The sequence below is a fragment of the Enterococcus sp. CR-Ec1 genome, assembly GCF_002850555.1.
Taxonomy (GTDB): domain Bacteria; phylum Bacillota; class Bacilli; order Lactobacillales; family Enterococcaceae; genus Enterococcus_D; species Enterococcus_D entomosocium.
This window is the reverse complement of the sequence record NZ_CP025223.1, coordinates 1,447,287-1,470,526: the sequence shown is the minus strand read 5'-3', so window position 1 is coordinate 1,470,526 and position 23,240 is coordinate 1,447,287. Positions and strand designations below refer to the sequence as shown.

General features: G+C 43.3%; 19 protein-coding genes. 1 reads left to right on the top strand and 18 read right to left on the bottom strand.

What is annotated here, in order from left to right; translation table 11 throughout:
* Nucleotides 1-4: 4 nt before the first annotated feature.
* From CXM95_RS07045 to CXM95_RS07035, 3 genes are all read right to left on the bottom strand, one after another.
* Nucleotides 5-1,003 carry a sugar kinase gene (locus CXM95_RS07045; RefSeq protein WP_086372809.1) on the bottom strand — a complete coding sequence of 333 codons (999 nt, stop codon included), beginning with the start codon at nt 1,001-1,003 and terminating at the stop codon, nt 5-7.
* Between the two features lies 1 nt (nt 1,004).
* Nucleotides 1,005-1,652, bottom strand: a complete 648-nt coding sequence (locus CXM95_RS07040) for a bifunctional 4-hydroxy-2-oxoglutarate aldolase/2-dehydro-3-deoxy-phosphogluconate aldolase (RefSeq protein WP_008381543.1) — start codon at nt 1,650-1,652, stop codon at nt 1,005-1,007.
* A gap of 110 nt (nt 1,653-1,762) precedes the next feature.
* A complete protein-coding gene (locus CXM95_RS07035; RefSeq protein ID WP_016613298.1) occupies nt 1,763-2,515 on the bottom strand; it encodes an IclR family transcriptional regulator in 753 nt (250 codons plus the stop codon).
* A 150-nt stretch (nt 2,516-2,665) separates the two neighbouring features.
* Between CXM95_RS07035 and CXM95_RS07030 the strand changes: the two genes are divergently transcribed.
* Nucleotides 2,666-3,406 carry a MurR/RpiR family transcriptional regulator gene (locus CXM95_RS07030; RefSeq protein ID WP_008381545.1) on the top strand — a complete coding sequence of 247 codons (741 nt, stop codon included), beginning with the start codon at nt 2,666-2,668 and terminating at the stop codon, nt 3,404-3,406.
* An 18-nt stretch (nt 3,407-3,424) separates the two neighbouring features.
* Here the strand turns inward: CXM95_RS07030 and CXM95_RS07025 are convergent, their stop codons facing one another.
* The 15 genes from CXM95_RS07025 to recQ all read right to left on the bottom strand — a co-directional run bounded on the left by CXM95_RS07025 (nt 3,425) and on the right by recQ (nt 23,232).
* The gene (locus tag CXM95_RS07025; RefSeq protein WP_008381546.1) at nt 3,425-4,798 is read right to left on the bottom strand and encodes a gluconokinase; all 1,374 of its coding nucleotides are present in this window, start codon (nt 4,796-4,798) and stop codon (nt 3,425-3,427) included.
* Nucleotides 4,799-5,017: 219 nt separating this feature from the next.
* On the bottom strand, nt 5,018-6,349 hold the full coding sequence (locus tag CXM95_RS07015; RefSeq protein ID WP_086338716.1) for a 6-phospho-alpha-glucosidase: 1,332 nt from the start codon (nt 6,347-6,349) through the stop codon (nt 5,018-5,020).
* Nucleotides 6,349-7,977 (bottom strand): PTS transporter subunit EIIC, encoded by a 1,629-nt coding sequence (locus CXM95_RS07010; RefSeq protein ID WP_101698931.1) that lies wholly within the window; start codon nt 7,975-7,977, stop codon nt 6,349-6,351. The genes CXM95_RS07015 and CXM95_RS07010 overlap by 1 nt, the downstream gene beginning before the upstream one ends.
* 164 nt (nt 7,978-8,141) lie before the next feature.
* Entirely contained in the window at nt 8,142-8,720 is a 579-nt protein-coding gene (locus CXM95_RS07005) for a hypothetical protein (RefSeq protein WP_005236526.1), read from the bottom strand.
* Between the two features lie 15 nt (nt 8,721-8,735).
* The gene (locus CXM95_RS07000; protein WP_101698930.1) at nt 8,736-10,379 is read right to left on the bottom strand and encodes an ABC transporter; all 1,644 of its coding nucleotides are present in this window, start codon (nt 10,377-10,379) and stop codon (nt 8,736-8,738) included.
* Nucleotides 10,380-10,397: 18 nt separating this feature from the next.
* Nucleotides 10,398-11,273, bottom strand: coding sequence for a carbohydrate ABC transporter permease (locus CXM95_RS06995; protein ID WP_005236529.1), 876 nt, complete (start codon nt 11,271-11,273; stop codon nt 10,398-10,400).
* A gap of 12 nt (nt 11,274-11,285) precedes the next feature.
* Nucleotides 11,286-12,233: an ABC transporter permease gene (locus tag CXM95_RS06990; RefSeq protein WP_005236531.1), complete on the bottom strand. Its 948-nt coding sequence runs from the start codon at nt 12,231-12,233 to the stop codon at nt 11,286-11,288.
* 60 nt (nt 12,234-12,293) lie between these two features.
* Nucleotides 12,294-13,208 carry an ROK family protein gene (locus tag CXM95_RS06985; protein ID WP_176462023.1) on the bottom strand — a complete coding sequence of 305 codons (915 nt, stop codon included), beginning with the start codon at nt 13,206-13,208 and terminating at the stop codon, nt 12,294-12,296.
* A 13-nt stretch (nt 13,209-13,221) separates the two neighbouring features.
* Nucleotides 13,222-14,223: a LacI family DNA-binding transcriptional regulator gene (locus CXM95_RS06980; RefSeq protein ID WP_042890402.1), complete on the bottom strand. Its 1,002-nt coding sequence runs from the start codon at nt 14,221-14,223 to the stop codon at nt 13,222-13,224.
* A 223-nt stretch (nt 14,224-14,446) separates the two neighbouring features.
* Nucleotides 14,447-16,591, bottom strand: a complete 2,145-nt coding sequence (locus tag CXM95_RS06975; RefSeq protein WP_086372806.1) for a glycoside hydrolase family 3 N-terminal domain-containing protein — start codon at nt 16,589-16,591, stop codon at nt 14,447-14,449.
* Between the two features lie 303 nt (nt 16,592-16,894).
* On the bottom strand, nt 16,895-19,234 hold the full coding sequence (locus CXM95_RS06970; RefSeq protein ID WP_086338111.1) for a lectin-like domain-containing protein: 2,340 nt from the start codon (nt 19,232-19,234) through the stop codon (nt 16,895-16,897).
* 45 nt (nt 19,235-19,279) lie between these two features.
* Nucleotides 19,280-19,645 (bottom strand): hypothetical protein, encoded by a 366-nt coding sequence (locus CXM95_RS06965; protein ID WP_008381556.1) that lies wholly within the window; start codon nt 19,643-19,645, stop codon nt 19,280-19,282.
* A gap of 545 nt (nt 19,646-20,190) precedes the next feature.
* Nucleotides 20,191-20,931, bottom strand: coding sequence for a MurR/RpiR family transcriptional regulator (locus CXM95_RS06960; RefSeq protein ID WP_005236546.1), 741 nt, complete (start codon nt 20,929-20,931; stop codon nt 20,191-20,193).
* Between the two features lie 57 nt (nt 20,932-20,988).
* Nucleotides 20,989-21,408, bottom strand: coding sequence for a GNAT family N-acetyltransferase (locus CXM95_RS06955; protein WP_005236549.1), 420 nt, complete (start codon nt 21,406-21,408; stop codon nt 20,989-20,991).
* A 57-nt stretch (nt 21,409-21,465) separates the two neighbouring features.
* On the bottom strand, nt 21,466-23,232 hold the full coding sequence (gene recQ, locus CXM95_RS06950) for a DNA helicase RecQ (RefSeq protein WP_061053985.1): 1,767 nt from the start codon (nt 23,230-23,232) through the stop codon (nt 21,466-21,468).
* Between the last annotated feature and the right edge of the window lie 8 nt (nt 23,233-23,240).

Here is a 23,240-nt window from a genome sequence, read left to right as displayed (position 1 = left end):
CCTCCTATCGGATAATTTTTCCTGAACCTGTTGCAATAAATTCTTGTATCTCATTGGCGCTAAACTGATTACAGTCGCCATGGATCGTATGTTTCAAAGCAGATGCGGCAGTTGCAAAATCAATGATTTCTTGGTCTTGTTTCTTCGTGACAAGACCATGTAGGATACCAGCTGAAAAGGCATCGCCACCTCCGACGCGATCAACGATTGGATTGATCTCATGGGTAGCAGAAACGACATAATTGCCGTTATGCCATAGGCTTCCTGTCAATTGATTGTGACTTGCTGAGAGCACCTGACGACTAGTTGAATAAAAGAGCTGGATATTTGGGTATTTCCGATGCATTTCTTGATAATAGTAGTCATCTTCGACTTCCTCTGTTGGAGCTGATACATCCATAAAGACTTGGGCATCTAACTGTCCTGCCGAGCAATAATCGACATAGGGGAGCACTTCTTGCAAAAAGACGCGTGCTTCAGCGGTCGTCCACAGCTTTCCACGATAATTGATATCGAAACTGATTTTACAACCAGCTGCTTTCGCTTCTTTGATCAACGTCAGCAAAAGTGTCTTCCAAGTCGTTGAAAGAGCGGGCGTGATCCCTGAAAGGTGAACAATATCAACCCCATCAAAAAGGTCAGATTGCCACTCATTTTCTTTCATTTGAGCAAAGCTAGAGCCTGCGCGATCATAAACCACTCGCGCTGCTCGTTCCCCGATACCGGTTTCAATATAGTAAGTACCTAGTCGGGAACCGCCACGAAGCACGTGGCGACAATCGACGCCATAGCTTCGTAAATGATGAAAAACGGCATCTCCTAAAGCATTCTCAGGCACTTTACTAGCAAAAGAAACGCGATGACCAAAATTCGCTAAGGAGATCGCAACATTGGCTTCTCCACCGCCATAATGGGCAGCAAACATCGAACTATGGGCGATTCGTTCGCCTAACGTTGTCGATAGACGCAACATGATTTCTCCTAGTGTCAGAATGTTTGCCATCTTACTTTCCTCGAATCTCTTTTAATTTTGCCGCATATTGTTTCGCTACTTCTGTTACTTTGTCAAAATCCCCACTTGCTGCTGGCGCTAACAAATTCCCCCCTACACCAACGGCTACAACACCCGCTGCAAACCATTCTTGCATGTTGTCTAAGCTGACACCACCGGTCGGCATAATGTTTAATTGTGGCAATGGCGCTTTGAAGGCCGAGATGATACTTGGTCCATACGCACTACCCGGGAATAGTTTAATGATATCTGCGCCTGCTTTTAAGGCGTCCTTCATTTCTGAAATGGTCATGCAACCAGGCAGATACGGGATTTGATATAAATTACATAATTCAGCCGTTTCTTGATCAAAGGTTGGGCTGACGACATATTCTGCTCCTGCCATGATCGCTAAGCGGGCGGTCACTGCATCAAGAACGGTCCCCGCACCAACAACTACCTCTGGATTCTCTTTGAAGATTGCTACTAATTCAGCGATTACATCCGCCGCTTGAGGCACTGTAAAAGTCAACTCAATGCCGGTGATCCCCCCTGCAACGATCGCTTTACTTGCTTGTAGTGCTTCTTCTTTTGAAGCGCCACGTACAACAGCGATCACACCGCTTTCCTTTAGTTTCATTAAATTCGCTACTTTTTTCATTAAGACCCTCCACTTATTTCCTATTTGGAAAATGGTATTTATTATAAAGAAACTTACACGTTCATTATACCGTTCTCGTTTTTATTTGCAAGGGCTTTCCATTAAAAAGTTTACAACGCTTGCTCAATTTGTTGTTTTGTCGCAATAATCGCATCGATCAATGTCGTTTTGTATTTTGGGGTCAAGCGGTATTTCGGTAGGCTGATAGAAAACGCCCCAACGATCTCCTGATCTTTTGTCAGTGAGGCGCCGATGCAATAGATTTCTTGTTCCATTTCTTCATCATCAAAGGCTACTTGGTTCGCTTTTGCCTGTTCCAATTCTTTCTTCAACTTCAACTGATTTGTAATGGTATTTTCGGTATAAGCGGTTAAAGGCGTTGCTGCCAAGTACTCCTCTACTTGAGGGGCATCAAACTCCGCTAAAACGGCTTTCCCCATGGCAGAGCTATACAACGGTCTTGTGATTCCTACTTTTGAAGACATGCGGATCGTTTGATTCTGAGGCTCCAATTTATTGACATAAAGAATCTCATTGGCGGTCAAGACCCCTAAGTGGATCGTTTCATCCGCCGTTTTCTGCAATGCTTCCAAGTATGGCAAGCTGATTTCCACTAAATCAAGCTCTTGAATGTTTTGATTCGCATACTTGATCAGCTTAGACCCTAAGCGATAATTCTTCTCTTTGTCGCGTTTGACATAGCCGATCATTTGTAGCGTTTCCAATATTTTCAAAGCTGTGGATGGGGTCAGTTTCGTTGCTTCTGAAATTTCTTGCAATGGTTTACTTGGCGCTTCTGCGAGGTAATCTAAAATGGTTGCTGCTTTTAGTAGTACGGTTCCATATGGTTTTTGTGTCATCATTTCTCCACCTTTATTTTCTATATAAGAAATTATAATATCTTTTTAGGAAATGCACAATCTTTTTCCTCTATAAAAGCATGACGCGATTCCTATTTTACTTTCTGTCGTTATTCATTGTATGATGAAGGCAAGACAAAGGAGTGCCGAACAATGGACTTAAATGTATTGATCAAAGGAAAAAAATTGACTGACAATGAGCTGCAAATTCTTGATTATTTGCTTGCAAATACCGCTGCGATCGATGGACTGCCCTTAAGAGAAATCGCTAAAACGATCTACACTTCCCCAGCAACCATCGTGCGGCTTGCGCAAAAACTAGGTTTTTCTGGCTATCTAGAGCTGCTTTACTTCTTAAAGAATCGCTTGAAAAATCAGACGATCACTGAAGCCGCCATCGATTACCAAATTGACGCTGCCAGTATTGCAGATACGATCGAAGCGATCAAAGAAATCTATGGACAAAACAAGAACAAGTTTATTACGATTTATGCCACAGGTTTTTCGGGGATCGTGGCAGAATACCTCCACAAAAAAATGCTTGTCAACGGCATCAAAACCTTATTAGTCAGTGCTTCTGACTCAGGTGGGATCATTAGTAACAACATTGAGAACATCAGTATGTTGATCACCATTTCTAAATCTGGCGAAACACAAAAAGTGCTGGAAAAGATGGCATTAGCCAATGAACATCACATACCAACTGTTTTGTTTTGTGGTAACGGTGAGCATCGCGCCAATCAACTAGCGACCTTTTCCTTTGAAGTGACAGATGAACGTCCCTACGACACCCAAAACATCCAGTACACCAGTTTCTTTGGCAAACTGCTCTTATTGATGGAATATATCGTTGACGCTTTCACGTGTGTTGAAAAAGAAAACCAGCAACCCTAGTGGATTGCTGGTTTTTGCTTATGCATGAAAATACGTTTTTGCCAGTTCTTGATAAAGCGCGTGGTTCTGCAGATCAGGAACAAATTTTTCATCTGGCTGATCTTGCCGCACAACAGAGCTTTTGTACAAATCATACAAGCCGAATATCGGTTCATTTTCATCGGAAAGATAACAGGTTAGCCCCAACACATCCGCGGTCATTTGACCTAATAGTTTTGTTTGAAAGAAACCACCACTTACAGTGACTGCCCCTTCCAACTGCGCCATTTGCTTTAATAAATCGATGTTCATCAGCATGCCTTCGAGGACTGCCCGTAACATATCTGAGCGATTGTGTTTCAGGGTCAAGCCAGAAAAGCCACCTGTGATTTCATTCGTCCAAAAGGGTGCCCGCTCGCCATTTAAATAGGGGAAAAAACGTAAACCGTTGCTGCCGATCGGTGATTCCTCCATGACTTGCGGCAGATAATGATAAAACCCATCAGGATCTTCTGATAAGGTCTCTTTTGCCCAAGCAAGCACACAACCGCCATTATTCGAAGGTGCCCCTACGACATAGAGGTCTTCTTGCAGATAGTAGCAAAAATTTTGTTTTTGGCGATCAAAGACCGTGGTCTCACTTACTTTACGAACCGCCGCACTGGTTCCGATCGTCAAGCTGTTGCGGATCCCTGTAGAAATATAGCCAGCATATGCTGCCAAACACCCATCGCTAGCCCCACACATCACTTCTACCTCAGGCTTCAAGCCACACCGCTGCGCCATCTCCTTGGTAATCAAAAAACGATCAGTCGGTGCACATAAAGGCGCTAATTGGGCTTTTGAAAGGGATAAATAGTTGAGAATCTTTTGACTCCATTGCTTTTCTTTCAAAGAAAAAAGACCGGTCGCTGATGCGGTACTATAATCGATCCGTGCTTGTCCAGTAAACAACGCCATTGCTAGTTCTTTTAAGCCTAACCATTTCGTCTCTTTGGAATATGAACCACTTGTTTGAAAATAAGCCAGTTTCGCAAAGGGAGACATCGCATGGATCGGTGTCCCTGTCTCTTCATAAAACGTTGCTGCCAGATCCGTTTGACGAAAGGCCGTCATCGTTTGATTCGCTTGATTGTCTGACCAAATGTAAATCTCTTCTGCTGTCTCACCAGCCACTGGCATCAAACTGTGCATGGCGGTACTGAACCCGATCACTGTGATTGCCGCTTTTAATTGAGCGGGAATCGTTGTGACACCACTGATTAATTGGCTACTGATCTGGGTCGCTGATTGGGTCTGTTTTAACCCGTGGCTATGGGTTTTGATTGGTAATGACTGTGAGTAAATGATTTTCCGATCTTCAATGACCCCAAATTTTATGGCTGTTGTGCCGATATCAATCCCTAAAAACATCGCATTGCTCCCTCTCATCTGATTCAATTAGCTTTATTCTACCATAGTTAGTGGCATATTCTAGCATACCTGTCTGATCGTTTTGTTGAGAAGACGTTTAGTGATGATTTTCTTCAGAGAAGTATTCTTCCACAGCAAAAATCAAAAAAAAGAAAGATTCTTGGAGAATCTTCCTCTTTCGTTATCCAACTAGCGAATGTTTCGCAAATGTGAAACAAATCAAGACAATCCTGGCCAGTAATCACCATTTTCCGAGACCAAATCATCGAGTAACTCTTTGGCTACTTTTGCGCTAGGAATCGTTTTGGAAAGGCTTAACGCTTGCCACATTTTTTGATAGCTCTTTTCCACATATGCTTCGACCACTAATTTTTCCACAGTCACCTGTTGGAACATGAGCGCTTGTTGGAAGGCAGGAATTTTTCCTTGAGCGAGGGCTTCTGGTCCATCAGAACCGACGATACATGGCACTTCCACCATGGCATCATCCGGGAAGTTCGCAATCGCGCCGTTGTTTTCCACAATCATGACCATTCGCTCATGAGTATTAAAAGCGATGGCGCGTGCCAAATCAACGATAAAGGTTGCATGGGCATCAATCTCAAAAGCGATCCCTTCAGCAGATCCTTGTGCAGTGATCTTTTTGGCATGATCGAACACTCGTCTTTCCCGTCCTTCCATCACTTCATTGGAACGCGTATACTCTGGGTGTTCTTTCATGTGTTCGTAGACGTAATCTGGGTATAAATAATACTTCAAGTACGTATTTGGCAGATATTCTGGTGTGAGAGCCAAGAGGTCTTTGGCTTTTTTGTGGGTGTCTTGCCAACTTGGGTCTGTATGTTGGGTATCCACTTCGATCTGCGTCAAATAGCCATGTTCTGCAACATAGTCACGTATGGTTTGAATGTACTCCGTGCCTTCTTTGTCTTTGACACTAGTCCACCAGCCAAAATGATTCAAGCCAAAGTAGCGAACTTCTAACTCCTCTGGCTGTTTGCCAATGATTTGCGACATGCGACGCAACGTGCCCACGGGCATGTCACAGATATTCAGAACTTTTGATTTAGGACGCAAGACTCGACATGCTTCAGCTACGATTGCAGCCGGATTGGAATAATTCAGCATCCAACAATCGGGGGAATACTTTTCCATGTAATCAATGATCTCCAGCATACCAGTGATGCTGCGCATCCCATAAGCGATCCCTCCTGGACCACAGGTTTCTTGACCAAAGACGCCATGACGCAAGGGAACTTTTTCATCTTTTTCCCGCATATCATACTTTCCTACTCGGATATGCGCCATACAGAAATCGACATCGCTGAAGGCTTCCTCAGGATCCGTCGTAAATGAAAATTCGATTTGCGGTGCTTGTTCTTTTAATAAGATCGCTAGGGCTTCACCGAGGATCGCTTGGCGTGCTTCATCATTGTCGTATAGTTTCAGCTTTCTTAAAGGAAAGCGTTCTTGATTATCAAGCAGCATCATAACGATTCCCGGGGTAAAGGTACTGCCGCCCCCTGCGATCACTACTGAAAAATTTTTCATCATTCAATCTCTCCTTCTCTTCCAAGATAATTTTCTAATTCTTCCCGCACTTTCGGCACAGTCAACCCGTAAACGACATGGACATTTTCACCATTTTTGATCACGCCTTTGGCTTGTGTTTCGTCTTTTAGTAGCGCTTCATCCACGAGTTCAGGATCCTTTAGTTTTAAACGTAAGCGGGTATAGCAGTTGTCGATGGTTTTGATATTGTCATCGCCACCTAGCGCTTTAGTGATGATTGCTGAGATACTTGTTTCACCAGTCGGACTAGTGGCGGCTTGGTCACTCGCCATGACCCCGACACCTGCTCCAGCAAGTTGTTTTTCTTTGTACTCTTTCTTCGAATACAGTTTGGTCTCTGTCCCATCTTCTTCACGCCCGACCGTTTTCAAATTCAGTTTCGTGATCAAAAAGCGGAACAAGAAGTAATAAAGAAAGAAGAAGACGACTCCGACGATCAAGTACACTGGCCAGCGAGTTTTCTCGATCCCTAAGGGCAAGTTGTACAAAAGAAAGTCGATGAAGCCATTCGGTCCGATGGCGCGAGAACCAAAGAGATTTAACGCCACCATGCTCAAGCCGCTAAGTGCAGAATGAATGACGAACAAAACAGGTGCCACGAACATAAAAGAAAATTCGATTGGTTCAGTCACACCTGCAATAAAGGAAGTGACGACAGCTGGAATCAAAATGGCTTTGACTTTGACTTTATTTTCTGGTTTTGCCGTTTGATACATCGCCAAACAGGCACCGATCAGTCCAAACATTTTTGAGATCCCACGAGCGTCCCAAATGACACTTTGCGATAATACGCGGACTGCTGGGTCAGCAATTTCCGCAAAATAAATGTTTCGTGCCCCTTCAAAGACTTGACCGCCAACTTCTGCGACACCGCCTAATGAGGTATACAAAAACGGCGTGTAGATCAAGTGATGCAAGCCAGTTGGAATCAATAAGCGTTCCAACATACCGTACAAGAAGATGCCAAAGTTGCCCGTTTGTTGAATGATGCCGCCTAAACCGTCGATGCCAGTTTGTATTACTGGCCATATAAACGTGAAAACGATGGCTAATAACACGACGACCGGAATCAAGACAATAAAGACGAAGCGCGCGCCGCCATAAACTTGAAAGGCGTTGTTAAAGGTCGTATCGATAAAACGATTATGGATCAATGCTACGACGATCCCTAAAATGATACCCAGAAAGATCCCCATATCCAACACTTGGATTCCTAAAACGATCGCTTGTCCTGAACCTTGAAGGGCATCGGCTGGAACCAACATCCCCCGAAGTTCCATGAATTTATTCATGGCATTCAAGAAGACGAAATAACCTAACAACGCGGTAAATCCCGCTTCAGCTTTTTTCTTATTAGCTAACCCTAGAGCAATCCCGACACAAAAAATAATGCCCAAATTGGTTAAAATCGGTAATAAGGAAGCGGACAAGATACTACCAAAACCGGTGGTTATCGGATTATCCAAAAAGGGAAACTGCTCAAGCAAGCGGACATTTGTAAACACATTCCCAACGGCAATCAATATCCCTGCGATCGGCAAAATCAAGACGGGCACAAACATTGCCTTGGAGAATTTCTGCATCGCATCCATCACTTTTTCTTTCATTGAGGAAACTCCTTTGTAATTGATTTGTAGGTTCATTATAGGAAACATTTGTTACTAATAGAATAGCAAACGTTTTCAATTCAATGCGTTTCAAAGATTGGAATGTGTTTCATCCTGTTTACTTCCTTGCTAGTGGCGATTACAAGCAACAAAAAAAGAGTGAATCAAGATTGATCCACTCTGTTTAGATGCAACACTTTTTGATAGAAATACAAGGGCCCAGACAGACAAAACAGATAGAAGATACCTGGTGCTGATTGCCATGTGAAGAAATAGCCGATCGCTGCTAGGACTAAGATTCCGATCCCTTTATGGTAGTGCATCATCGTAAAGAAAAAACTACTACGAAAAAGGTCAAACAGGTTTTGCCGATCTTGCATTTTTGATTGCATCACATACAGGTTAATGTTGTAGGACAACAAAAAAGTAAGAAAAATGATGGTCAAAAAAGAGAAAAACAATGAATTCGTCAAAGTAGCAGAACGCCACAAGCTGAGTCCGCATAAAAATGAGAAGAGATTGAAGACCCCTAGTGGCAGAGTCTTCAATAACGCGCTTTTGCTATTTTTCAAAAAGGGTTTTAGCAGTTTTGCTTCAGGATGTTCGTAAGCATCGACCACTGCTCGCAAAGCGGCTGGAAACGTGATGATCGGAAACGATACCACTAAAAACAAGAGATTCAATACCAGCATACGAAAAACGATTTCGCAAAGACGATAAAAACGACTCTCTAAAGCAAACATCACACTCACACACCTTTAGTTTAATTTTTCAATATTTTCAGCGATTTTCTCATTTCGATAATCAACGATTGCTGACCAACCATTATTTTCTCGTTCTTGTAAGTAATCTTCCCAAATCTGACGTCCCGTTTCTTCCGAGTCTGCCTGAATAAAGTTGACCAACGCTTGCACTCTTGCTGTGTTGATGGAAGTGAGGTTTCTTGCTTCAGAACCGGTGCGAGGATCAATGTCTTCGATCTCAAAACGCGGCGCCAATTTGTCTTGCGACCATTCCACCATCTGCCGAATCGATGTTGCTGGTTTTTGTCCCATTTGAATGGCGTAATTGTCATTGCCAACAAACCAATAAGAACCTAAACCAATTTCCTTATCAAAGCGAGCAATATCAGAATTTCGTAACGCTTCTGTTTCTTCTGAGTACTCAACCACGCCATCCACAAGATTGTATGTTTCCCCTTCGATACCAAAGGTAGTGACCATCGTGCCATACTCACTTGCTAAATAGGTCAAAAGTTCCATGGCTTTTTGGGGTTCTTTTGTCGACGTCGTGATGAAGGTTTGTGTCCATCCACCAATATTTCCGCCAGTAAAAGTGGAATCATCGCCATTCGAATTTTTCGGACCATCGACGGCAATATAGGTTTGCTCAGGATTACGGGCATTATTATCGGACATAAACTCATTGAGTCCCTTCGTATTCGTATGCAGGTAAGCAAAATAACGCCCTTGTCCTAGTTTTTCCTTCATCGTGTTGTCATTGTCTGAAAACTGGTCATTGTTGATGTATCCCTCATTGTACGCTTTTCTAAATGTCTCGATCCAAGTGATGTATTCCTCATCAGCGTCACGATCATTGAATTGACCGTCTACACTTGGTGCGATACTGAGAAAGTCTTGCAAAGTACCACCATAGGCGCCATCCCCACCATTGGAAATATCTAGTGCAGTCGAAGCAAATGGGACTAGAGCTGCACCATCATCTGCTGTCGGAAATGCTTCTTTTGCCCGTTTTAACGCATCTAAAAATCCTTCTGGCGTCGACATATCGGGTTCACCTAACGCTTCGTAAATATCTTTGCGGACAATGAAAACTTGGTCTCCCACTACATTGCCGTCCTCATAATCTTGTGCAGTCGTGGAAAAGCTCGGGTATCCATAAATGTTGCCATCTTCTAAAGTAAACCATTGAACAGATTCCGGTTTCGCTGCATGTTCTAAGAAGTAAGGGTCATATTTTTCTGCCAAAAGATTCAATGGCAAGGCAAATTTTGTCGCTTCATTTGCAGCAAACAGGTTTTTATCGAAGGTCATGATATCTGGAAGATCGCCACCAGCTAGCATCGTATTAAGGTTCTCGTCATTTCCTGAAATAAATTCGACATTGATATTCATGTCTTCTTTGATTTTTCGCGTCACAGTGTCTTTGCCCCACCCCGGCTGAGCATACCAATCAAAATTGACATACCATTTTAAGGTAGCTTCATGGTCGGTGTCTTTTTGCCAGCTTGGTATATCTTTGTCTGCTTCAAAGCGAGCTTCTGGCAGATCTTCTACCTCAGCAGCTCCTTTTGACTCGCTGCTGGAATTACCACAGGCACCTAATACCATGACTGATGTACATACGAGACCGATCCCTAAAAATAATTTGCTTGCTTTCATTTTTTTCTCTCCTTTTGTCTATTCTTTTACTGATCCAAGAGTCATCCCTTGAATAAAGTACTTTTGTAAAAATGGGTAGATCACGACGACAGGAACCGTCGTTACCACCATGGTTGCTAATTGCAATGACTGTGAAGTTGTATTTCTGACAACATTGGTTCCGGTCGCCACTGCGGGCGATAGATTTTCCGAAACGATCCGAAATAGTAGCATTTGTAAAGGATATAAACTACGATCATCCACATAGATATTGGCGGTCATGTAGTCGTTCCACTGAAAGACGCCGTGGAATAATGCAATGGTTGCCAAAACTGGAAGGGACAATGGCAAAATGATTTTCACGAAAATAATAAAAGGATTGGCGCCATCCATCATGGCAGATTCTTCCAGCGAAAATGGAATGCTCCGGAAAAAATTCATCAAAATCACCATATCGTAAAAAGAAAATAAGACAGGAATGATGTAAACCCAAAAATTATTTAACAATCCTAATTCTTTGAATAAGAGAAAGGTTGGGATCATTCCTCCGGAAACGAACATCGTTAAAATCCCCATGTTCATGTAGATTTTCCGTCCCATTAAGTTTCTGCGACTCATCCCATAGGCGACCATCGCCGTTAATGCCGTATGCAAAACAACGCCAATCACTGTTTTTGCAACTGAGATAACAAAAGCTTTATAGATCGCAGAATCTTCAAAAACGGTGTAGTAACTTTCTAGTGAAAATTCCCGTGGCCAGAAATAGATCCCCCCTCTTGCGGCATCGGTTGCATCATTGAACGACAAAGCGACGATATTCCATAATGGCAACGCAATGATGGCTAAAAAGAATACCATGAAAATCACATTGGCGGTATTGAAGATCTTCTCATCTTTTGAAAATGTTTGTTTCATACTTTTCCTCCTCTAAAAGACTGATTCATCACTGATTTTTTTGGTCAAAAGATGACTTCCTACTACGAGGATCAAAGAAACAACCGACACAAACAGGCCAACGGCGGTCGCATAGGAGAAGTCTCCTTGTTGGATCCCCATTTTATAGACAAATGAATTAATGACTTCACTGGACTGATAATTGACAGGGTTTTGTAAGACGAGTGTCTGATCGAGGTTTGAACCCAATAACCCACCCACTGACAAAACAAATGTCAAGGCGATAATATGACGGATCGAAGGAATCGTGATCCGCGTGATCTGCTGGAACTTCGTGGCGCCATCCATTCTAGCTGCTTCATAAAGAGCTGGATTGATCCCCGTCATAGCAGCGATGTATAAAATCGTATTCCAGCCAACTTCTTTCCAAATATCGGAAATGACTGCAATCGCCCAATATTTTTCGGGATCGGTCAAGAAGCGGATCGGTTCATCGATCAACCCAAAACCTAACAGTAAATTATTGACCAGACCGGTATCAGACAACCACGTAATAAACATGCCACCTAAGATGACCCAAGAAAGAAAGTGCGGCAAATAAGACACCGTTTGAACGACCTTCTTCAAGCGCACATGAACGATTTCATTGATCAATACCGCTAAACCAATCGCCGCTGGAAAGCCAATCAGTAGTTTAAAAAAGCTGATGCCCAATGTATTACTCATCACCGTCCAAAACATTGAATCACTAAAAAATTCTTGAAAATATTGAGTACCGACCCACTCCGCATTTGCGATCGAATCAAGAACTGAGTAATCTTTAAACGCGATAACGATCCCATACAATGGGATAAAATTAAAAATAATCATCAAGATAATACCTGGCCAAACCATCGCTTGATAAAAGCTTTGGCTTTTTAGTTTTTGCAAAAATGACCTTTTCTGTGGGGTTGCTTTTAGCATGACACCTTTTGATTCCATTTTTCCACCCTTTCTAAAACGCTTACTTTTTCACCCAAAGGAAATACATGCTTTCCTTTATTAGTTCATCAATTGATAGACCGCACCAATCATACCAGCATCATTTTTTAATTTTGCTCGTTGAATCGGTGCAATCGTGCGACCTTCTAAATAACCAATACTTTCATGGCGAGCTTTTAGCTGGCTCATGGTCTCTTCAAGCCTTGTCATGAAACCATCATTTTCACTGACCCCACCACCAACCAAAATCAGCTCGGGATCAAATGTACTGATCAAATTCAGTAAGCCCACTGATAAATCTTGGAAAAATTGAGCAATCACTTGGTTCGCTACTACTTCTCCTTGTTCTCCTCTCTGGAAGATCTCGACTGCATCTTGAGGCAGATCACTTCGCCCTTGTTGCTGAAGTGCCAGTTGATACTGATGGCAAAGACCACCCACGATGGCTGCTCGTTGATTCAAGGAAACTGACTCTAGATTTCCCTGTTCAGGCAATGTGTCGATCAGCATCCACCCAAATTCACCTGCCATGCCATGACTGCCTCGATAGAGCTGATTGTTGACGATGATCCCGCCACCAATACCAGTTCCCACAACAAGACAAAGATAGTTCTCACAAGCCTGTGCATGCCCAAGCCATTTTTCAGCAATCGCTGCAGCATTGGCATCATTTTCAACAAGGACTGGCAGCTTGACACGTTTCTCTAATTCCAACTTTAGGTTGATTCCATAAAGCGGTTTGATTGATCCTGCCGTGATCATCGTGCCATCTTTTTGGATGATGCCCGGTGCGCTAATACCGACACCTTCGATCACTGCATCTTGCTGCAGCGATTCGATCAATGCTGTGATGGATTGCAAAAATTTTTCTTTTTCATGAATGGTTGGCATCTGTCCTTTCTTCACAATTTCACCCGTTCTCAAAATCACACCATATTTGATAGCCGTTCCTCCAACATCAATTCCAATAAACATTGCTTCACCCTCATTATTCATTTACTTGTTTTGTCGATTGCTTAATACTCAATTCTCCTGGTAAAACGTAGGAGACACCACATGCATTTTCCTCAATCATTTCGATCAAGTGGTTTACTGCCGTGACCCCTTGCAATTGGATTGGATTTTTCACAGTCGTCAACCGAGGCATGAAATAGTCCAAGAGATCGATGCCATCAAAGCCAATTACGCTGAAATCATCCGGCACCCGCCACTTGGTCTCATGGATCGCCTTGACCGTTCCTATCGCACTAAGATCATTTCCCGCCAGAAACGCTGTGGGTAAATCTTTCTGCTCTAGCAAAAACTGTTGCACGCGGACTCTCGTTCGTTCTTCTTCAAAGAACCCCTGCAATTGATAGTCCGACCGTTTAGAAACCCCTGCCTCGTTTAATGCTTCTAAATACCCTCTTAAACGCTCATCACTATCATAAACACCAGTAATACCACTGATAAAGGCAATTTTTTTGTGGCCAAGTGACAAAAGATACTCGGTGGCTGCTTTCCCTTTTTCGAAAGAATCAAAGACTACACTGCCGAAGTTCTTCTCTTGAATGTTTCGATCGATAAAGACGGCTTTGATTTGTTCTCGTTCCATCGCAGCCAAATCCTGCTTCGTTAAAAAATCTTCAAATCCAATAATGCCATCAACAACACCACCTAAAATACTATTGAGGACAACGCGCTTATCTGCAGATAAAAACACGTTGACTGCATACCCATGTTTTTCTGCCTCTCTGGCAATGGCTTCAACTAGTACGCTAAAGTAGGGGCCCTTAATGCTGGTGGTGTAAAAACCAAGCATCTTGGTTTTCGTGTTTTTTAATTGTTTGCCCATCAAATTTGGGACATAATGCAACCGCTGCGCGGCAGCCATCACACGTTCTTTCGTTGCGGGCCGAACAACATCGACACCGTTTAATGCTTTAGACACGGTCGCAATCGACACGTTTGCCTCCTTTGCCACTTCCCGAATCGTGATTCGATTTGTCAAATGATTCTCCCCTCCTGAAGGATTCTTCCCAAAAATAAAAACGTTTTTATTTTTCTGAAAAAATCAACGACCACTCTAAGGTTGGCCATCCGATAAACCAACTATATATAAAAACGTTTTCACCCACAATGGTTCTAGGACTAGTTGGCGCATGTACCAGCACCTTGAAACCTGTGCCACTTTGGTACAAGTTGTACCCGAAAAAAAAAGCCTCGAAAGGCTTTTAAATCGTGAGCGTACCAATCAACTTCGCTGAGGCAGCAGCAAAGCCAAGGTATAAGGAAATCGTACCAGGATCACTTTCTGTCGAGAAATCGGAATGAACATAAGCAAAATCCTCTGGTGTAACATAGAATGAATGCTGCCTTTCTTCGGCTGCAGCAAGATGGATTTTTTGCCATTGTTTCAATTCCCTCATCGGTCGTGCTACTTCCGTAACATCGTCTCTGCTATAGAGTTGCAATGTCGTTGTATGCGGCACATCGCCCTCATTTTTCAGTGTGCAACTGATCTCAAATGGCGCACCCTTTTCCTGAGGAATAATGATTTGGGTGTGGGTAATCGTGCATTTACTATAGCCTATCCCCGAGCCAAAAGAAAACAACGGCTCATTTTTTTCATCCATATAGCGCGAAATATATTTTTGATCACTATTCTCTTCTGTCAGTGGCCGACCTGTAGAGAGTTGAGCATAAGTCAACGGCAACTGTCCTTCTGCCCTTGGAAAACTCATAGCTAAACGTCCTTGCGGTTCAGATTCGCCCATCAACAAATCTGCCAATGCATTACCGCCTTCTGATCCAGGGAACCAGGCAATCATGATTGCTTGACAAAGAGGCTCGATGGCGGTCAAAACCAGTGGTCTGCCACAGAAAAGAATCGTTGCGATCCTAGGATTGACCTGACTTACTGCTTCAATCAATGTTTCTTGCTTTCTTGATAAAGAAAGTTTGGTCAGACTTGCCGCTTCTCCCGCTTCCTCGCTGGTTTCCCCCAGAGCCAATAAAACGACCTCAGCTCCTTTAGCGACTTTACACGCCTCATCAAGAAAGGCGCTCGTCAACATTTCCCCATCAGGGTACGGTAAGACAGTTAAGTCAATTTCTTTTTGAGAAAGACCTTCCGCTAAGGAGACCGCAGCCTCTGGTTTGCCGATCCACGACCAAGCCCCCAAAAGATCCTTTGAATCTGCTTTGGGACCGATCAGCGCGACCTTTTGTTTTTTCTGCAAAGGCAACAGTGCCTGGTTTTTCAGAAGAACCGTTGTTTGCTTTGCTGCTTCTCGTGAAAGAAGACGGGTTTCCTTTAGGAGTCTAGGCGTTAAGTTTTCCGGTGCTAACCCTCTATAAGGGTCTTCAAAAAGGCCTAGCTTGTTCTTTAAATGTAGCACATGAAAAACCGCCTTATTCAACTGCTCTTTCATAGCAGGATCTGCCTGAATGATTTGCTCTAGTGCGTTCAAATAGCAATCACTCATCATATCCATTTCGACACCTGCAGTAAAAGCTTTCTGTGCGGCTTCCTTTCGATCAGCAGCTACACGATGCGCCATCAATTCCGCCACCGCTGCCCAATCTGAGATGATCAAGCCATCAAACCCAAGCTTTTCTCGCAATACTTCCTGCAACAATGGTTGATTGGCTGTGGCCGGCACACCATGGATCGTATTAAAAGAAGTCATGACCAATTCTGCACCAGCTTCAATCGCCGCCTGAAACGCGGGCAGATAATTTTGGTAGAGCTCCAGATCAGACAAATCGACAGTATGGTAATCCCGGCCGCCTTCTGCAGCGCCATAGCCGATAAAGTGTTTGACACAAGCAGCAATTCGCTGTTTATTTTCTGCAAGGGAAGCAGTTCCTTGATACCCTCGTACATAAGCAGCCGTCAACACCGCAGATAAGGTCGGATCTTCCCCATTACTTTCCAAGACCCTTCCCCAGCGCGCGTCTTTAACATGATCCGCCATCGGTGAAAACGTGACATGGACACCAGCTTCTGCCGCTTCTTTTGCTGAAGCTTTAGCAACCTCTTCCACTAACTGCGCATCAAAGGAAGATGCTAAGGCCAGTGGAATTGGGAAAATCGTTTCATACCCATGGATAACATCTGCCATAAAAACAAGAGGAATCTTTAAGCGACTTTTCTCAAGATAAGACGTTTGGATGGCATACACTTGTTCCGCAGTATGAGTGCCCAACACAGAACCAATCGAAAATAATTGGTCTTCACTCATGTGCCATTGTTGCATCGGACCGGTGATTTCTCCTCCTTGCGCAAAAAAATCTGGCGTCAATTGGACCAACTGGCCCACTTTTTCAGCTACAGTCATTTGGTCAATCAGTTCTTTTAGTTTTACGGTTTCCACTATTATTCTCTCCAATCATTAGGCTCTCTTCTTTTGCTTATCGAACTTGCGGCATTTGCTCCTTCTTAGCAGAAGCAACATGTTGCCGATTCCTTTCATTCAGTATAATTAAAAACGTTTTCAAAAAAAGACGATCTTCATACTTTGGTGCAACTCATGGCAAAAAGGAAAAATCTTCATCATGGTACAAGGTGTACCATAAATAATGGATAACACCAAATCCCCTGATACATCCGACATTGTGTCTTCTCCGATGCTAACAAAAAGAAGCTGCAAATCGCTGCAGCTTCTTTTTGTTTATTGTTAAGGAACAAATGAAAGTTCCCAAAGAATGGTTGCTGAATATCTCGTGGCTTGAGGAGTCGCACTAATTGGCACCTCAAGTTTGACACTTTGATCCATTGTTTCTCGATCGCCAAAGCGCTGGACCCAAGTGCCTCTGCCTTGGTTGGCACCTGCTTGTGCGATTATCTCCGCATTTCCAACAGTCAGTGCTGCTTGCTGTTTGTGAGTAGGTGGCTCAGACACGTTTTCTCGAGTCGTTACTACATCGATATTGTCTAATAAAATTCTAGCACCAGTCAGTTGATGCCCTTCATCACTTTCAAAAGGCTCTCGTAAGGTTGCACGGAGGGTCCAACCGGAATTTTCCCGCCTCCGATCTGAAACCTGCACATAATTAGGGCGTAGATTATCATTTGGATCAGCCGGCTGAAGCAGTTTCTGCGGCAGGGCATCGTAGGTCGTCGTTTCTGACCGAATGCCAACTGTCCCAAACTGGAATTGGGAAACAAAATCCAAGCTGACAAACCCTTGTTCTGCATCAATCTCAGGCGGATTCTCAGGATTTACTTGCGTATCCGGATCAAGAGGGTCTACTGGTTGCGGAGTACTTTCCAAACCATAAACCAGCCAGTATTCTTGTTCATCTCGGGTGACTCTTGTTTCCAGCGGCTGACCGTCCCGCTCGTAAAGATATTGGTAATAAGGAATCTCCTCAGGAAGGATATCGACCGATTCATTTACGAATTCTCCTTGATAGGTTGGTTCCCTCAATGCTACCCCTTCTTCATCTATGTGATTGATCTTGATGTTCGATGGCACGCGATCAAATAAAAAAGTAACATTCTGATGGAAAGGCTGCGGCATAATAGCAAATGTACCTGGGTCAAAGTGTTCTGTGACATACTCAACCCCGTAATAGTCATACCCTAACTGATAGGGTTCATCGCTCTCTCGGTTCTTGGGGTCAAGGGTATGAAGGAAACGTAATGGTAGTTCTAATGTTTCAGTTGGTAGAATATCCTCCCCTGTCTCTCGATCCAGATAGTTTACATGGACGGTTCCAGTACCAATGTGATATTCCATCCAATCAAAAGTAAAGGTATGGCGATCACTCCTTGCACCTGTACTTCCAGTAATAAGAAAAGCCATCGCAGAAACATCCTCAGGTTGCCAATCACTAATATCTCTACGCCATGTCCGATTGTCATAATCGACTTGAAACCATCTCCCATTTTCATCCGGCTGATATTGAATAAGTACATCCAAATCATGTCCCAAGCGATTTCCAGCTCTTTGCGGTAATGCATCATTGCCGGTATAGGTCGCCATCGTTCGCGGACCTGTATGATAGATGAATCCAGCGAATGGCGCACCGCCAACAGACATTGGATCTCTAATCACCTCAAATCGATTCGTGAATTCTTCAAAAACACTAGGTGTAGTGTTATAATTATTGTCCAATTTAAACCCAAAGCCATCGATCAAACCGCCAATACCAAACGCATTTCCTGGATACCCGACTTCATCTGTAGCCGAATTGTGAAAGCCAAAAGCAATGCCATCGGCTCCGTCTAATCTCGTTCCGATATTTGCTTTGCCTTTTAGCGTAAATGGACGATCCAAACTGAGCCTTTCTTTTAAAGTAACATTACCAACGTGATCTGATAGATTGGGCGTTAACAGCACTTCTCCTGTTTGCTCGTTATAAGTAGCATCGATAGGGTGTCCTTGCAAATCAAAATGATCTAAGAAATCTGCTCGCTCAATTCGAATTTTAGCTGTAGTATCACTTCTATCATCTACTTCTGCCTCTCTTCCTACTTCATCCGCAGCCTCATCTGCTTGATCTACTTCCGCAGAGTCATTCTCTTCTTCCGTCGAATCAGTGTCTTCGGCATCCGTATGATCTAAGATCAGCAGGCGCTGCGTAGCAGTCTCGGCAACGATGATCTCATATTCTCCGATCGTATCCACAAGAATCGGTAAGACAAAAGTCGTTTGTGGGGTCTCGCTGTTCAGCTGCCACACACCTTCGTGGTCTGTTGCTACCACCGTTAGTTCATCGTTCAAAGCTTCCTGATCAATGATTATTTCCTGAGGCAACGCGATGTCCACCGTTTCGAGGGCAACTTCTGAGTAGAAAATAAAATCTATTACGTGCTCGACCTCTCCTTGGATCAGTTCCTCCGCAAAGGAGATTTCTCCACTCACTTCATCGTCGGCCTTCTCCTCGTGTTCTTCCTCTGGTGTCCACGAAAAAATCGTCTCGGCATTCATGATTGTTAATGTTGTAATCAGTGGGAGTAAGGCAAGTAGAACCAGCAACCACTTATTTTTTTTGCGAAAAAATGAGTTCATCGCATTCACTCCTAAATGTCATTTCTCTTATTTTCCCCATGGGATCTAGCCCCACTTAGGGAATGTTGATTTCCCTTTTTTGATAAGTTGTTTTACTACGTATATGTTAAGTGCGGTGATCAGCAAGAGACTTCCAAGAATCACCCAATCCAACCGTTGAATGAAGTTTGTCTGGGGCAGCTGCCCGCCGGGTTTACCCGTGTCTTGCGGTGGACGCGGAACAGGACCGGTTGGTGGAGATGGTTCTGGTTGATCCAAAGGCTCATAAATCCCGGTAAACCCCACTGTCCCCTCCGTTTCCGTTGAACGTCTCTCCTCGCCAAAACTCGTTCTTGTAAACCCGAAAGCGAACAATAAGACCAAACATACTTTCAAAGCCCTTCCTCTAATAGATGCACCGTTGATATCCATTCTCCCTCCTCCTTGTGAGTTGTTCATTTCGAAAACGATCGTTTTTGAGACGTGTTATTTTATTAAAGCCAATCTCTTTACAAAAGCCTAAATAGTACTGTTTATATGGAATTCATTCTATCTTGATCGTAGTCGTACTTGATATCTCAAAAACCATGGTTTTCAAACATGTCATACTAATTATATCGATGTTCTACTTAGAATAAAATTCACGATATTCCTCGATCGATGAATATCCTGCATGAAGTTAAAAAAAACATACGTTTCATTCATATGTTATTGTTGCAACTATTTTAGAAACTTGCCATCTCCCTTTTATACAACAAAAAGCTCAATGATCTTAGATTACGTTATTCCTTTAATCCTCGACACCTTGAATCGACGCTTCATGTCAGGCGTCCCTCTCATTTTCTATCAACAAGACTGAACCGTAATTAGCTTGCTAAAATGCAAAAAAACAAACAGGTCCAAAAGTCATCAAAAGAAAAGTCTCTTGATCCATTAAACCTGTTTGTTTTTTTCATTTATTAAAGGAAAAATGTAGCTTATTCCCCTGCGGATAAAGAAAACTGACGAACCGTCTCCGACAACGCTTCGACTAAGAAAAGGCAAGGAATTTGCGTCGTCAAATCTTCATACTTGTTGATGCGTTTCACATCAACTGAATAGTCTAAGACATAATCGGACATTCGCCCCAGTGTGCTGTTGGCGTCACTGGTGATTGCTACAGTGGTGAAGTCAGGATTATTACGAAAGCCATTGACCACTTCAATGATCTCGGTGGTCGTTCCGGTGATTGAAAGGACCACGATCATATTGTCTGACGTATGTTTCAGCTTCGCAAAGATTGGATAGGTATTATCCACCAAAGCATAACTGTTAAATCCGATTGTGGCAAAACGGCGGGCAGCATATTCACACATTGAACCTGACGCACCGATGCCATAAAAAATAATATTCTCACATTCCAGCATTCGTTCAGCGATTCGCCGGATTTTTCCTTCGATGTCTCGCGGGAAGCGTTCCGGATCCAAAACGGTCATACTGCTAAAAAAACTGACAGCATCTAACTCAGGTGCTTTGAACTGGGTACGAAATTCTGTAAAGCTCTCATACCCTAATTTACGGATAAAGCGCATAACAGAAGAAGCTGAGGTGTGGGATTCAAGCGCGATCTCACGAACCCGCATATAGGGAATCTTATCACTTTGGCTCGACATATAATGATAAATCGCACGATCGGTCTCTGATAACTCATTGAAATCGATTTTTCCAAAAAAAGACATAGTAAACGCTCCTATTTTCTCATTCTCCTATCAATGTACCACAAGCTAGCAAAAACATCACAACTGTTTGATAAGAAATAATTCCATCGGCTGTTCAAATCCAGGACTTGTCAAAAGTAACCCACCGGCATCTTGGTAACCAAGGTTGCGATAGAAATGCTGTGCTTGCTCGTCGACTTGCGTGGAAGTCAAACAAAGAGCATGGCCGGCTGCTTTTTGCTGTTGTTCCCAATAAGTAACCAACCGTTTCCCAAGTCCCTTGCCTTGATGCGCTTCTGCGATCACTAACATGGTACAAAAAGGAATCGTGTCCCAGAAAAAATTGTAGCGCAGTAACCCTACTGGCTGTTCGTCTGCAACTATCACATAAGCAGTTTTTTCCATTATCTTTTTGGCGAAGACTTCCTTTGGTAAGTGAGTATCCAAAGAAAACCAAAACGCTTGATCTGCAGCTATTGCCGGTCGAATCGTAATCACTGATTTTTCGTCCCTTCCTGCTGTTTTTTTGTCTTATCGTAGAGAAAATGGTCTATTTTAGTCACTTTCCGTCTTTTCGTATTCAGAAAGCAATGCTAAAAAGGCATCGCCATACTTATCCAATTTGTTTTGGCCAACCCCTTTGATCTGTAAAAAATCGATCGGCGTTTTTGGCTGAACTTCCGCCAATTCTCGCAGTGTTTTATCAGAAAAAACGACATACGGCGGCAAATTTTGTTCTTGTGCGAGATTCAATCGTAAGGTGCGCAGTTGATCGAACAGTTCATCATCAACCACTAACTGTTTGACTTTGGTTTGTTTTCTATAAACTTTTGCTTTTCCAAGCAACACATCAATCCCCGCATTGGTCACACTTAACAAAGGGTATTGCCCTTCTGACGGCAAAAGATACCCTGATGCTGTTAAATAATCGATCAGCTGATTGACTTCCTTTTGAGACCAATCTTTCATTAATCCATAAGTTGGTAACTTTTCAAAGCCCCACTGTTTGACTTTTTGGTCGCCAGAGCCCGTTAGCACTTTCCCCACCAAGGCTTTCCCGAAGCGTTCGCCCATTCGTTTCACACATGACAACACTTTTTGTGTATCCACTGTGATATCCACTTGTTCTCTTTCATCAAGGCAATTGCTGCAACGACCGCAATCGGAACCATCTTCTCCAAAATAACGCAAAATATAGCGCTGTAAGCACAGTTGGGTATGTCCGTATTGGCTCATCTCCCGCAATTTCAAGTATTCGTTTTGGCGATAAAGAATATCTGATTCGGATTGATCGATAAAGAATTGCTGAATCTGCATGTCTTGTGGAGCATAAAGTAAGATCGCATCACTGGGTTCGCCGTCTCGTCCGGCACGCCCGGCTTCCTGATAATAAGACTCCAAATTTCCAGGTATCTGGGCATGGATCACGAAACGGACATTGCTTTTGTTGATTCCCATCCCGAATGCATTGGTCGCTACCATCACTTGCAGGCGGTCATAAAGAAATTCTTCTTGGAAAAATGAGCGCTCTTCTTCTGAAAGTCCGCCATGGTAATACCCGACGGACACGCGTTCATGTTTCAACAGGTGATAGATCCGTTCCACTTCCTTGCGGGTACTGGCGTAAATGATACCTGATTGTCCTTGGTTCATTTTCAAATACGTTGTGATGTAGGTATCTTTTTGATCCTTGACGACTTGAAAAGCCAAATTTTCCCGAGCAAACCCGGTTTTGACTTGATTTTCTGCCGGAATTGAAAGTAAGTTTTCGATGTCTTCGGCAACTTTGGGTGTAGCTGTCGCGGTAAGGGCAACGATCGTTGGCTTCTGCTCCCAGTTTTCGATCGTTTCGGCGAGTCGCAGATAGCTCGGGCGAAAATCATGTCCCCATTGGGAAATACAGTGGGCTTCATCAACGGCCAATAAAGCGATCGGCATCTGCCGCAATGAGTAGCGGAAAGATTCTGAGTCTAAGCGTTCTGGCGAAACATAAAGCAGTTTGATTCGCCCTTGGCGTGCTTCTTGCAAGCGTTGATTGATCTGTGCTCCTGTCAAGGAAGAATTGATATACGCTGCTGGGATCCCCATATCAACGAGGCTATCTACTTGGTCTTTCATTAATGAAATCAAAGGGGAGATGACCAAGGTCACTCCATCCAGCAAGAGCGCTGGCAATTGATAACAAATGGATTTCCCTCCACCTGTGGGCATGATTCCCAAAACATTTTGTTGTGTTAAAATAGATTGAATAATCGTCTCTTGACCTTCACGAAACTGTGAATAGCCAAAATGTTCTTTTAAGACTGTTTGAATAGTTTGCATAATACCCT